The organism is Pseudoxanthomonas sp. Soil82, from assembly GCF_040446535.1.
In the GTDB taxonomy this organism is placed as follows: Bacteria; Pseudomonadota; Gammaproteobacteria; order Xanthomonadales; family Xanthomonadaceae; genus Pseudoxanthomonas; species Pseudoxanthomonas kaohsiungensis.
Map to the genome: position 1 here is coordinate 294457 of NZ_JBEAAK010000003.1, position 12373 is coordinate 306829.

Consider the following 12373-nt stretch of genomic DNA (forward strand, 5'->3'; position numbering starts at 1 on the left):
GTCCGCGGATGCGGACGGAGCCGGTCGATGTGGCGGGCCGGCGCGGCCGGCGGCGGAATCAGCTACTCAGTTGGCGGCGACCGGGGTCGTGGCGGCGGCGGGCTCGGCCGCCACCGGCCGCGCCTGCACCGGCATGCCCGGGAAGAACACCTTCTGCACCCCGCTGACGATTACCTTGTCGCCGGCGGCAAGGCCCTGCTCGACGATGCGCAGGTCGCCTGACTTGCGGCCGACTTGCACGTCGCGGCGCTGGGCCTTGCCCTCGCCGTCGACCACGTACACGTACTTGCGGTCCTGGTCGGTGAGTACGGCCTTGTCGTCCACCAGCGCCGCCTCGAACCGGCCGCTGCCGAGCACGCGCACCCGCGCATACAGGCCCGGCGTGAAACGGCGATCGGCGTTGTCGAGAACGGCGCGGGCGCGGATGGTGCCGGTGCCGCGATCGACCTGGTTGTCGAGGAAGTCGACCACGCCGGCATGCGGGAAGCCGTCCTCGTCGGCCAGCGCCACCTGCACCGGCACCTGGCCGTCGCGCTCGCTGGGGCGCTCGCCCTCGCGTTCCATGCGCGCATAGCGCAGGAAGCTGCGCTCGTCGGCGTCGAAGTGGACATGCACCTTGTCCAGCGAGACCACCGTGGTCAGCACGCTGGCCCCGTCGCCGGCGCCGACCAGGTTGCCGGCGGTGACCAGCGCGCGACCGGCGCGTCCGTCGATCGGCGAGCGCACCTGGGTCCACTCCACCGCCAGCCGTGCCGCGTCGACCGCCGCCTGCGCGGCCGCCACGTCGGCCCGGGCCTGTTCGGCGGCCGAACGGCGCTGCTCCCAGGTCTCGGTGGAGATCACCTTCTCCTCGCTCAGGCGCCGGGCGCGCTCGGCTTCGCTGCGGGCCAGCTCGGCGCGGGTGCGGGCGCGTGTCAACTCGGCCTGGGCGCGGGAGAGCTCGGCGCGGTAGCTCCGCGCATCGATGGTGAACAGCACGTCGCCCTTGCGCACGTCCTGGCCCTCGCGGTAGTTCACCTGTTCGATGTAACCGGACACGCGCGGCCGCAGCTCCACGCTCTCGACCGCCTCGATGCGGCCGCTGTACTCGTCCCATTGCTGGACCGGCTTGACGGCGACGGTGGCCACGCCGACCTGCGGCGGCGGCGGATGGCCTTCGTTGGCCTGCCCGCTGCAACCGGCGAGCACGGCCATCGCGAGCACGCCGACGGCGATGCCATGCCAGCGGCCACGGGAGAACGGCTTGGAAATCTTCATGGGAACAGCTCCTTGGGGGAGGATTCGGGGAATGGGGGTCATGCCGGGCGGCCGTCGCCGGAGAGCGGCGGGGCGACCAGCGAAGGGGCGATGTCGCCGGCCAGCAGGCGGTGCGGCGGCGCGGCGTGCGGCGGCGAGAACGCCACCACGCAGCGGCCGCGCTCGGCGTGGCTGGCGAGCATCGCCACCACGTTGCGTCCCACCGCCAGCGCGCTGGGCCAGCCGGTGCAGGCATGGGCCGCGTTGTCGACCGTCCACACCGGGGAATCGATCGCCAGCAGTTGCAGCCGCACGCCCAGCGGCTGCGCTTCTTCATGCAGGACCTTGGCCAGCATGCGCGAGGCGGCGACGGTGACCGAGGCCTGGCCGTAGCCCGACCAGCCGCACTCGGTCTGCGGGCCGCCGATCAGGATGTAGCGCCCGGGCGCGTCGCCGTGCCGGCCCAGCAGCGGCAACAGGTGGCGCGCGGCGGCCAGGTGCGGCAGGACGTCGTCGTCGAGCATGCGCCGCAGCGAGGAGACCGGCCCATCGAGCAGGCGACCGCTGCGGTGGGCACCGCCGACCGCGTCGACCACCGCGCGCAGCGGCCGCGGGCGCTCGGCAACCTGGGCGGCCAGCCGCGCGGCCTGGCGATCGTTGGCGACCGACCCGGGCAACAACACCAGCCCCGGCTCGTCGGCATGCTCCTCGGCGAGCCGCTCCAGCCGGCGACGGTCGCGACCGACCGCCAGCACCGGACTGCCGGCCTCCAGAAGCGCGGCGACGATGCCCGAGCCGACCTTGCCGCTGGCGCCCAGGACCAGAACTTCGGGAGCGAGCATCCCACTCACGGGATATTTTCTCCCACACAAGGGACAATCCCGCCTGGGCACCGCTTTCCGGCTGCACGGCCGGCCGACACCGTCACCCCACCGCGCTGCAGTCGCCGCGGCACGGTGAACTCCCGGAAATGCCCGTGCGGCCGGCTTTCCCCGAAGGAACGGAGCGACAAGCCCTTGTCGTTGCTGGGGCCGGAGGGGGGCAACAGGCGGGCGATCAGGTCGCGGATTTTCATGGGGGCGGGCCGGCTGCAGTGAACAGGCCGCCAAGTTACGCCTGCAATCCGGACTTGATTAGTCCTGATTAAAGGGAATAATCATCCCGCAGCCGGTCCAATCCCCTCCCCCGGACTCTTTCCCATGGCACACGATCTCAACGACACCCTGGTCTTCGTCAAAGTCATCGAACAGGGCAGCTTCATCGCCGCGGCCAAGTCGCTCGGCCTGCCCAAGACCACGGTCAGCCGCAAGGTGCAGGAGCTGGAAACGCGCCTGGGCGCGCAGCTCCTGCACCGGACCACCCGCCGCCTGGGCCTGACCGAGGCCGGCAACGTGTACTACGAACACTGCCAGCGCATCGCCCAGGAGCTGGCCGAGGCGGAAAGCGCGGTCGGCCAGCTGCAGGGCGGCCCGCGCGGGTGGCTGCGCTTCACCGTGTCGTACTCGATCGGCATCGCCTGGATTTCGCCGCTGCTGGGGCAGTTCCACGAGCTCTATCCGGACATCCGCCTGGACATGCACATGAGCAACGATCCGGTGGACCTGATCGGCAACGAGATAGACGTGGCCCTGCGGGTGGGCACGCTGGCCGACTCGACCATGGTCGCGCGCCGCCTGGCCGGCTTCCGCACCCAGGTCTTCGCCAGTCCGCGCTACATCGAACGCCACGGCGAGCCGCTGCATCCGGACGAACTGCAGCACCACCGCATCGTCGCGGTGCGCAAGGCGTACCACCATCATCCTTCGCGGATCACCTGGCCGCTCAGCGACGGCAGCCGCACGGTGGACTATCCGATCCAGCCACTGATGGTGGCCAACGATCCGTCCGCGCTTCTCGGCGCGGTACTGTGCGGCGAAGGCCTGACCCTGGCCAGCGACGTCACCGCCAAGCCCTACGTCGAGGCCGGCGCGCTGCGCCGCGTGCTGGCCGGCTGGACCGGACCGGAGGTGGACCTCAACGCGGTGTTCCCGCGCGGTCGCACCCTGTCGCCGAAGGTGCGCGCGTTCGTGGACTTCCTGGTGGAACGGCTCAGCAGCAACGCCGACTACATGATGGCCCAGTGCCCGGCGATGTGTACCGGCGGCAAGGGCGCCTCGGCGGAGCATGGGGACGAAACGCCGACCGAGCGGAGCGAGTCCGCCGAGCGCGAGGGCAAGCGTATCCTCGAGCAGGTGGTGGGCTGAAATGCGCGCGCGCCGGAGCGCGGCGATGGATCACTGCGATACAACTAGGGCGATGAAGTATCGGGATGAAGCACTGCGATTGGACAGGACGGGCCGCATCACGCGGCCCGTCCTGCCACTGCGCTCTGCCGTGGCTCAGGACTGCACCGGCACCAAGGTGATCTCGACGCGGCGGTTGGCCGCGCGCCCGGCCTCGGTGTCGTTGCTGGCGATCGGATAGCGCTTGCCGCCACCGACGGTGATCAGGCGCTCCTGCTGGACGCCCTGCGCCTGCAGGTACTGGGCGACCGCCCCGGCGCGCTGCTCGGACAGGCGCTGGTTGACCTCCTCGCTGCCGATGTTGTCGGTATGGCCGGCGACTTCGACCACGGTCTGGTTGTACTCGCGCAGCACCGCGGCCACGTCGTTGAGCACCGGGTAGAACTGCGGGTCGATGTTGGCGCTGTTGAAGGCGAAGGTGACGTTGCCCGGCATGTTGAGGGTGATGTTGTCGCCCTTGCGCGCCACGTCGACGCCGGTACCGCGCAGCTTCTCGTTCAATGCCGCCTGCTGGCGGTCCTGGTAGTTGCCGATCGCACCGCCGCTCAGGGCACCGATGCCGGCGCCGATCATGGCGTGCTGGCGGCGCTCGACCGCGCTGTCGCCGGTGAGCAGGCCGGCGGCGATGCCGATGCCGGCGCCGATCAGCGCGCCGGTGCCGGTGCGGTTGGGCTGCTGCTGCCCGGTGTACGGGTCGGTGGTCTGGCAACCGGCGGCGGCCAGCGCGACCAGCGTGGCGGCGGCCAGGGCGAGGGAAGTCTGCTTGCGGATCATGGGCGCGCTCCTGTGCATGGACGATCCGGCCGCTCCGGCCGGGTTGGAGGCGGATGGTAAGGCGCCGATCGTGAGCGCGAGGTGTCTGTCCGCACGCCGGAACCCGGCCGCAATGGCCGGGCCCTTCCCTACTCGAACACGCCCACCGAATCGTGGGTCAGGTTGTCGAAGCGGGTGTACTCGCCGAAGAACTTCAGCTTGACCGAGCCGGTCGGGCCGCTTCGCTGCTTGCCGATGATCACCTCGGCCAGGCCCTTGTCCGGCGAGTTCTCGCGGTTGTAGTAGTCGTCGCGGTAGATGAAGACGATCAGGTCCGCATCCTGCTCGATGGCGCCCGATTCGCGCAGGTCGGCCATCACCGGGCGCTTGTCGGTACGCGTCTCCAGCGAGCGGTTGAGCTGCGACAGCGCGATCACCGGCACGTTGAGCTCCTTGGCCAGCGCCTTGAGCGAGCGGCTGATCTCGGAGATCTCGGTGGCCCGGTTCTCGCTGTTGCCGGGGACCTGCATCAGCTGCAGGTAGTCGATCACGATCAGGCCCAGGCCGTGCTCGCGCTTGAGCCGGCGAGCCTTGGAGCGCAGCACGTCCGGCGACAGCGCCGGGGTGTCGTCGATGAAGATCTTGACCTCGCGCAGCATCTTGATCGCGCTGGTGACCCGGCTCCAGTCCTCGTCTTCCAGCTGGCCGGTGCGCAGGCGGGTCGCGTTGACCCGGCCCATCGAGGAGATCAGGCGCAACGCCAGCTGCGAGGCCGACATTTCCATCGAGAACACCGCAACGGCCTTCTTCGACTTCATCGCCCCGTATTCGGCGATATTCAGCGCCAGCGTGGTCTTGCCCATCGCCGGGCGCGCCGCGAGGATGATCAGGTCGGTCGGCTGCAGGCCGGCGGTCATCTCGTCGAATTCGGTATAGCCGGTGGCCATGCCGGTGACGCCGCCGCCGCTGTTGTAGCGGCTCTGCAGGACCTCGAAGGCCTCGGTCAACGCGCGGTTGACCGGGGTGAAGTCCTGGCGTCCGCGCGAGCCGGCCTCGGCGATCGCGAACACCTCCTGCTCGGCCTTGGCCAGCAGCGCGGCGCTGTCGCGGCCCTCCGGCTGGAAACCGTCGTTGACGATGCCGGTACCGACCTCGATCAGCTGCCGCAGCACGGCCTTGTCGCGGACGATCTCGGCATAGGCGCGGATGTTGGCCGCCGACGGCGTGGTGGTCGCCAGCTCGACCAGGTAGGCGCCGCCGCCGATCTGCTCGGCGTAGCCCTGGGAATCGAACCACTCGCCCAGGGTGACCGCGTCGAACGGCCGGTTCTTTTCGGCCAGTTCGCGGATCGCGCGGTAGATGAGCTGGTGGTCACGCCGGTAGAAGTCGTTCTCCACCAGGATGTCGCCGACCGCATCGTACGACTCGGGCGCGAGCATGAGCCCGCCCAGCACCGCCTGTTCGGCCTCGACCGAGTTAGGCGGCACGCGCAACTGCTCGATGCGGGCGTCACCGCGGTCGCGATCACGGTCGTTGCGGAAGCCGGGGCGTGCGGACATCGGGGCGATGGACTCCTGGGCGGGTCCGCCAGGCTGGGCGGATCGCTCGATGGAAGGTAGGAAAACCGGAGCGGACATCGTAGTCGGAGCGGCCAGCCGAGGGTTGCAGATAACCCTGTGCATAACCGGTGGGCATCTCGCCAGATGCGACCGGGGCACCTGCGCTGCGACGTGCGGAGGCCGCTGCGGCGAGCACCGGATGCGGAGGGCGCCTGCCGGCGCCGGCGCCCCAAATGCGGAGGGCGCCTCGCGGCGCCGACGCCCCAAATGCGGAGGGCGCCTCGCGGCGCCCTCCGTTGGTACACCCATTCCGGCCACGGCCGTAAGCGGTCGATCAGGCCTCGGGCTCGACCACGACCTTGACGGTCGCCTCGACGTCGGCGTGCAGGTGGACCAGCACGTCGAACTCGCCGGTGTGGCGCAGCGGGCCTTCGCCCAGGATGACCTCGCTCTTCTCCAGCGGCAGGCCGGCGGCGGTGAACGCCTCGGCGATGTCCCGCGGGCCGACCGAGCCGTACAGCTTGCCTTCGGTCGAGGCATTGGCCTTCAAGGTCACGCTGGCGCCCTCGAGCTTGGCCTGGCGGGCCTGGGCATCCTCGAGGCCGGCCTTGGCCTTGGCTTCGTACTCGGCGCGCTTGGCTTCGAACTCGGCCAGGTTGGCGGCGGTGGCCGGCACGGCCTTGCCCTGCGGGACCAGGAAGTTGCGGCCGTAGCCCGGCTTCACGTTGACCTTGTCGCCCAGGTTGCCCAGGTTGGTCACCTTCTGCAGAAGGATCAGTTGCATCGTATTGCTCCTCTATCCGTTAGCGACGCCCGCTGGGCGCCGCAACGATCGCTGTCCGGATCGGACGTAAAAGAATCAGCAGCCACTTGGGAAATCGAGGGGTTTTCCGTTGACCACCCGCACATGGATGTGCGGGCTTCTGGCGGAAGGACCCGCATCAAAATCAGACGTCGTGGTTGTCGGTGTACGGGATCAGGGCCAGGAAACGGGCGCGCTTGATCGCGGTCGACAGCTGGCGCTGGTAACGCGACTTGGTGCCGGTCACGCGGCTCGGGACGATCTTGCCGTTCTCGGTCAGGTACTGGCGCAGGGTGTTGAGATCCTTGTAATCGATCTCCTTGACGCCCTCGGCGGTGAACTTGCAGAACTTGCGGCGGCGAAAGAACTTGGACATGGGTGTGCTCCTAGGGGGCGCGATCAGGCGGCTTCGGCGTTGTCGCCGTCGTTGTCGGCGGCGGGCGTGCCCTCGCCTTCTTCGTCACGGCGGCGGCGCTCGCCACGCTCGGGCTTGTCGCCCTTCTCGTCCTTGGTCTTCATGATCAGCGACTGCTCGGTGTCCGGGCCGTCGCGACGGATGACCAGGTGGCGCAGGATCGCGTCGTTGAAGCGGAAGGTCTCGACCAGTTCGTCGATCGTCGGCTGGTCGGCCTCGACGTTGAACAGGACGTAGTGGGCCTTGACCAGGTTCTGGATCGGATAGGCCAGCTGGCGGCGGCCCCAGTCTTCCAGGCGGTGGATGGTGCCCTTGCCGTTCTCGATGGTCGACTTGTAGCGCTCGATCATCGCCGGCACCTGCTCGCTCTGGTCCGGGTGGACCAGGAACACGACTTCGTAATGGCGGCTCATTGCATTTCCTCGTGGATGCGGCCCTCGCGGGCCTGGCAGCCCCCCGTCGACCGGAACGGAAGCGGTGGAGCAAGGTCCCTGCCCGGATGGCGCAGGGAGCCGGAAATTATGCAGGCTCAGACACTTGGACGCAAATGCGCCTGCCGGACAACATGCTTCGCCCGGGACGGCACGCGACGCATTGGCCATTCCGGCCGACGCATGAGCGCGGCCGGCCCGACCACATGGGACGAGTCGTGGCCGCCGTCCCGACGGCTAAAGCTTGCTACAATACATCATGAATTAATCGCATCTTACTGATATTGCTATTTTTTACTGACCTTGGCCTTGACCGCCTTCTGGGTCGCGATCCAAGCCCGGATGTGGGCTTCCAGGGTTTCCAGCGGGACCGAGCCGGTGTTGAGCACCGCGTCATGGAAGTCGCGCACGTCGAACGCCGGGCCCAGCTCGCGGGCGGCCTCCTCGCGCAGCGCCGAGATCCGCAGCTGGCCGATCTTGTAAGCCAGGGCCTGCCCCGGCCAGGCGATGTAGCGGTCGATCTCGTTGACTACGTCCTGCTCGGTCTTGGGCGAGTTGTCCATGAAGAAGTCGATCGCCTGCTGCCGGCTCCAGCCCTTGGCGTGCATGCCGGTGTCCACCACCAAGCGCACCGCCCGCCACATGTCGTAGGCCAGCTGGCCCATGCGGTCGTAGGGATCGTCGTACAGGCCCATGTCGTAGCCCAGGCGCTCGGCATACAGGCCCCAGCCCTCGCCATAGGCGACGAAATACGCGGTGCGGCGGAACATCGGCATGTCCGGCAGCTCGGCGCCGCGCGCGAACTGGAAGTGGTGGCCCGGCACGGCCTCGTGCAGCGACAGCGCCAGCATTTCCCACTTCGGCCGCACTTCCGGCTTGTACAGGTTGACGTAGTAGAAGCCGGCCCGGCTACCGTCGACCGCGCCCGGCTGGTAGTACGCGGTGGTGGTGTCGGGGGCGATGTTGTCCGGGATCGGGCGCACGCCGTACGGCAGGCGCGGGATGGTGCGGAACACCTTCACCAGTTCCGGGTCGATCCGCTTGGACATGGCCTGGTAGGCCTCCAGCAGCTCGGCCGGCTCCTGGTAGAAGAACTTCGGATCGGTGCGCAGGTGCTGGAAGAACGCCTGCAGGTCGCCCTTGAAGCCGACTTCCTGGCGGATCTTCTCCATCTCCGCGCGGATCCGCGCCACCTCCTCAAGGCCCACCTGGTGGATCTGCTCGGCGGTCAGGTCGGTGGTGGTGTACCAGCCGGCGAGGAAGTCGTAGTACGCCGGGCCATCGGGCAGGTCGGTGGCGGCGATGCTGTCGCGGGCGTGCGGCAGGTAAGCCTGGTCGAAGAAGCGGCCGAACTCGCGGTAGGCCGGCACCACCTTGCCGGTAATCGCGTCGCGCGCCTGCTTGCGCAGCGCCTGCTGTTCGGCGGCCGGGATCGACTCGGGCATCTTCAGCAGCGGCTTGTAGAACGGGCTCCTGGCCGGGTCCTCCACCACCTGCGCGGCGATCTGGCCGGGCACGCGCTGCATCAGCACCTTCGGCGGCATGACGCCGGCGGCCACGCCGGCCTTCATCAGCGCGGTGGTCTGCTCGATCAGGGTCGGCAGCGCGTCCAGGCGCGCGATCCAGTTGCGGTAATCCTGGGCGTTGGCGAACGGCAGCAGCTCGGCGATGCCATCGGCGGTCTGCACGCCGCCCTGGTGGCCGACCGGCTGCAGGTATTCGCGGAATTTCTGCCGGGCGACGGTGCGCTCCTGCAGCCAGGCGAAGGTGTCGTAATTGAGCTGGTCGGCCGGCGACAGCGCTGCCCGGTCGATGCGCCTGAGCGCAGCCAGCGCCTCGCGGTCGGCCGCTTCACGGCGCTCGATCGCGGCCAGGCCCATGTCGCTCCAGCGGTCGTCGAAGCGGCGGTCGCCCTGGTAGGCGGCGTTCTCCGGCGATTCGCGCAGGCCGCGCTCCCATTCCGAATCGAACAGGCGGTGCAGCGCGGCGGCGGCCTCGTTGCGCGCGGCGGCGACCGGGGTATCGGCGGCGAAAGCGGGCGGGTACGGAAGACAGGCGGCCAGGGCGACGAGCAGGACGGTGCGGCGCATGGAAAGTCCGGTGGCGGAAAACGCCAAGACTAACGCGGCGGGCACGCTGGCGGCTGTGCCCCAGGTCCCCATCCGGGCGGGATGCGGACCAGGCCGCGATGGCACGGTCTTCGCCTCAGGCGCCGGACTTGCCGACGCATCTGCGCCACCGGCCCGGGGCGGTGCCTGGTCGCCGGTAGGCTGGGCTCCTGCGAACTCCCGCGCAGGCTGGGCTCAGCCCGGCCCGGTGGTGAAGCTCTCCCCGCAGCCGCATTCGGCCGATGCATTGGGGTTTTCGAACACGAAGGTCTCGCTCAGGCCCTGGCGGGTGAAGTCGATCCGGGTACCGTCGACCAGCGGCAGGCTCTGCGCATCGACGAAGATCCGCACCCCGTCCTGCTCGAACACCGCATCACCCTCGCGGCGGTCGCGTGCCAGGTCGGCCACGTGGCCCCAGCCGGAGCAGCCGGTCCGCTCGACGCCGAAACGCAGGCCCAGCGCGGTCGGGTCGCGCTGCAGGAAGCGCTGCACGCGATCGAGGGCGACAGGGGTCAGGGTTACGGCCATCGGGCATCTCCGGGATTGCTGGGTGATTATAGGCGCAGGCGGCGTCCTGCCGGCGCCGCGATTGGCGTGCCATGCAGGACGCAGCGACGCGGTGGCAGGCCCGGTGCCTCGCACCGGCGCGGTCGCAGCCGCTACACTTCCGCTCCTTTCCGATATCGGGCCCAGGCCGTAAGGATTCAAGCCATGACGGTGGTCAGCGTCGAACATGCGCTCGCGGGCAGGATCCCCGCCGGCGGCGAGGTCACCGTCCGCGGCTGGGTGCGCACCCGGCGCGACTCCAAGGCCGGGCTGAGCTTCGTCAACCTCAGCGACGGCTCCTGTTTCGCCCCGATCCAGGTCGTGGCGCCGGCGGCCCTGCCCAACTACGACACCGAGGTGAAGCACCTGACCACCGGCTGCTCGGTGATCGCCACCGGCACCCTGGTGGCGTCGCAGGGCCAGGGCCAGAGCTTCGAGATCCAGGCCTCCAGGATCGAGGTCGTCGGCTGGGTCGAGGACCCGCTGACCTACCCGATGCAGCCCAAGCAGCATTCGCTCGAGTACCTGCGCGAGTTCGCCCACCTGCGGCCGCGCACCAACCTGTTCGGCGCGGTCACCCGCATCCGCCACTGCCTGGCCCAGGCCGTGCACCGCTTCTTCCATGAGCGCGGCTTCTACTGGATCAGCACCCCGATCATCACCACCTCCGACGCCGAGGGCGCCGGGCAGATGTTCCGGGTCTCCACCCTGGACCTGGCCAACCTGCCACGCGGCAAGGACGGCGAGGTGGACTTCTCGCGCGACTTCTTCGGCAAGGAAACCTTCCTGACCGTGTCCGGCCAGCTCAACGTCGAGGGCTACTGCCTGGCGCTGAGCAAGGTCTACACCTTCGGCCCGACCTTCCGCGCCGAGAACTCCAACACCACCCGGCACCTAGCCGAGTTCTGGATGATCGAGCCGGAGATCGCCTTCGCCGACCTGGCCGCCGATGCCGACCTGGCCGAGGACTTCCTCAAGTACCTGTTCCGCACGGTGCTGGACGAGCGCGCCGACGACATGGCCTTCATCGCCGAGCGCGTGCAGAAGGACGCGATCACCCGGCTGGAGGGCTTCATCAACGCCCCGTTCGAGCGCATCGACTACAGCGAGGCGATCAGGCTGCTGCAGAAGTCGGGCAGGAAGTTCGAGTTCCCGGTCGAATGGGGCCTGGACCTGCAGACCGAGCACGAGCGCTGGCTGACCGAGGAACACGTCGGCCGCCCGGTGGTGGTGATGAACTACCCCGAGCACATCAAGGCGTTCTACATGCGCCTGAACGACGACGGCAAGACCGTCGCGGCGATGGACGTGCTGGCGCCGGGCATCGGCGAGATCATCGGCGGCAGCCAGCGCGAGGAGCGCCTGGACGTGCTCGACGCGCGCATGGCCCAGTTCGGCCTCGATCCCGAGCACTACCAGTGGTACCGCGACTTCCGCCGCTACGGCGGCGTGCCGCATGCCGGCTTCGGCCTGGGCTTCGAGCGCCTGGTGGTGTACGTGTGCGGCCTGTCCAACATCCGCGACGCGATCGCCTACCCGCGCGCGCCCGGCAGCGCCGAGTTCTGATATGCGAGTCCTTCGCAAGAGCCGGCACCTCCATGTGCCGGGGTTCAATCTGATGTGGACTTCACAAGCTCGATGATTTTGTTCTTGGCTTTGTGCTTCGTCGGCGTGGCGATCGCCGGCGCCAGCGCGTTCGTGATCTTCTGGCCGTTGACCCTGGTGCACGTGCGTGACCGCCATGCGGGCACCCCCGCGGATTTCGGTCCCGGCGCGTTCGCCAGCCCGGCCGCACTGCGCTGGCTGCTCGCCGGCGGCTACCGCCGCGTCGCCGACCACTCGCTCAGCGGGCTGGCGACCCCGGCGCGGATAGCGCTGCTGACCACCCTTGTTTCCCTGGCGCTGGCCGGCCTGCTGTGGCTGGCGGCGGAGGTACTGCCATGATCCGCGACACCTGGTGGGTGGCCACGCTCGGCCGCACGCTGCATTGGGCACGGCTGCGCGAGCGCGAGGCCGGAACCGCCGAAGTCCTGGACCACCAGGGCGCGGTGCACGCCTACGACAGCGAGGACACCGCGCGCTCGATGCTGCTGGATGCCGGTTACGTCGAGTTCGACGGGCTGGACGAGGACGATGCGCTTGAGCACGGCTTTTCGCTGGACGAGATCGCCCCGCCGCGCGCGCCCAGCGACGAGGAACTCGTCGGCCTGATGAGCGTGAGCCTCGGCCGCCGGGCCTGAG

The 12373-nt window shown here is 69.2% G+C and carries 13 protein-coding genes; 4 read left to right on the forward strand and 9 right to left on the reverse strand.

All coding sequences use genetic code 11. The features are described from left to right. Window positions 1-66 precede the first annotated feature (66 nt). Window positions 67-1257, reverse strand: a complete 1191-nt coding sequence (locus ABKA19_RS10335) for an efflux RND transporter periplasmic adaptor subunit (RefSeq protein ID WP_353688829.1) — start codon at window positions 1255-1257, stop codon at window positions 67-69. A 38-nt stretch (window positions 1258-1295) separates the two neighbouring features. Beyond that, window positions 1296-2078 carry an SDR family NAD(P)-dependent oxidoreductase gene (locus ABKA19_RS10340; RefSeq protein ID WP_202935636.1) on the reverse strand — a complete coding sequence of 261 codons (783 nt, stop codon included), beginning with the start codon at window positions 2076-2078 and terminating at the stop codon, window positions 1296-1298. Between the two features lie 357 nt (window positions 2079-2435). On the opposite strand from ABKA19_RS10340, the gene ABKA19_RS10345 reads away from it, so the two are divergent. Then, window positions 2436-3479 carry a LysR family transcriptional regulator gene (locus tag ABKA19_RS10345; protein ID WP_353688830.1) on the forward strand — a complete coding sequence of 348 codons (1044 nt, stop codon included), beginning with the start codon at window positions 2436-2438 and terminating at the stop codon, window positions 3477-3479. Between the two features lie 135 nt (window positions 3480-3614). On the opposite strand, the gene ABKA19_RS10350 is transcribed toward ABKA19_RS10345, so the two are convergent. The 7 genes from ABKA19_RS10350 to ABKA19_RS10380 form a co-directional block, all read right to left on the reverse strand. Beyond that, entirely contained in the window at window positions 3615-4292 is a 678-nt protein-coding gene (locus ABKA19_RS10350; protein WP_202935634.1) for a YiaD family glycine zipper/OmpA-like lipoprotein, read from the reverse strand. Between the two features lie 128 nt (window positions 4293-4420). Next, on the reverse strand, window positions 4421-5830 hold the full coding sequence (locus ABKA19_RS10355; protein WP_162377383.1) for a replicative DNA helicase: 1410 nt from the start codon (window positions 5828-5830) through the stop codon (window positions 4421-4423). A gap of 334 nt (window positions 5831-6164) precedes the next feature. Further along, window positions 6165-6614: a 50S ribosomal protein L9 gene (rplI, locus tag ABKA19_RS10360; RefSeq protein ID WP_162377384.1), complete on the reverse strand. Its 450-nt coding sequence runs from the start codon at window positions 6612-6614 to the stop codon at window positions 6165-6167. A gap of 163 nt (window positions 6615-6777) precedes the next feature. After that, window positions 6778-7008, reverse strand: coding sequence for a 30S ribosomal protein S18 (gene rpsR / locus ABKA19_RS10365; protein ID WP_052633502.1), 231 nt, complete (start codon window positions 7006-7008; stop codon window positions 6778-6780). Between the two features lie 23 nt (window positions 7009-7031). Further along, a complete protein-coding gene (gene rpsF / locus ABKA19_RS10370; RefSeq protein ID WP_162377385.1) occupies window positions 7032-7460 on the reverse strand; it encodes a 30S ribosomal protein S6 in 429 nt (142 codons plus the stop codon). A 305-nt stretch (window positions 7461-7765) separates the two neighbouring features. Next, entirely contained in the window at window positions 7766-9568 is a 1803-nt protein-coding gene (locus ABKA19_RS10375) for a DUF885 domain-containing protein (protein ID WP_353688831.1), read from the reverse strand. Window positions 9569-9781: 213 nt separating this feature from the next. Continuing rightward, on the reverse strand, window positions 9782-10114 hold the full coding sequence (locus tag ABKA19_RS10380) for a HesB/IscA family protein (protein WP_353688832.1): 333 nt from the start codon (window positions 10112-10114) through the stop codon (window positions 9782-9784). A gap of 183 nt (window positions 10115-10297) precedes the next feature. Here ABKA19_RS10380 and asnS point away from each other — a divergent pair, with 183 nt between their 5' ends. The 3 genes from asnS (at window position 10298) to ABKA19_RS10395 (ending at window position 12372) form a co-directional block, all read left to right on the forward strand. Further along, entirely contained in the window at window positions 10298-11698 is a 1401-nt protein-coding gene (asnS, locus tag ABKA19_RS10385; protein ID WP_353688833.1) for an asparagine--tRNA ligase, read from the forward strand. A 72-nt stretch (window positions 11699-11770) separates the two neighbouring features. Next, window positions 11771-12076 carry a hypothetical protein gene (locus ABKA19_RS10390; RefSeq protein WP_353688834.1) on the forward strand — a complete coding sequence of 102 codons (306 nt, stop codon included), beginning with the start codon at window positions 11771-11773 and terminating at the stop codon, window positions 12074-12076. Continuing rightward, window positions 12073-12372, forward strand: coding sequence for a hypothetical protein (locus ABKA19_RS10395; RefSeq protein WP_162377390.1), 300 nt, complete (start codon window positions 12073-12075; stop codon window positions 12370-12372). Before ABKA19_RS10390 ends, ABKA19_RS10395 begins: the two co-directional genes overlap by 4 nt. Window position 12373: the final 1 nt, after the last annotated feature.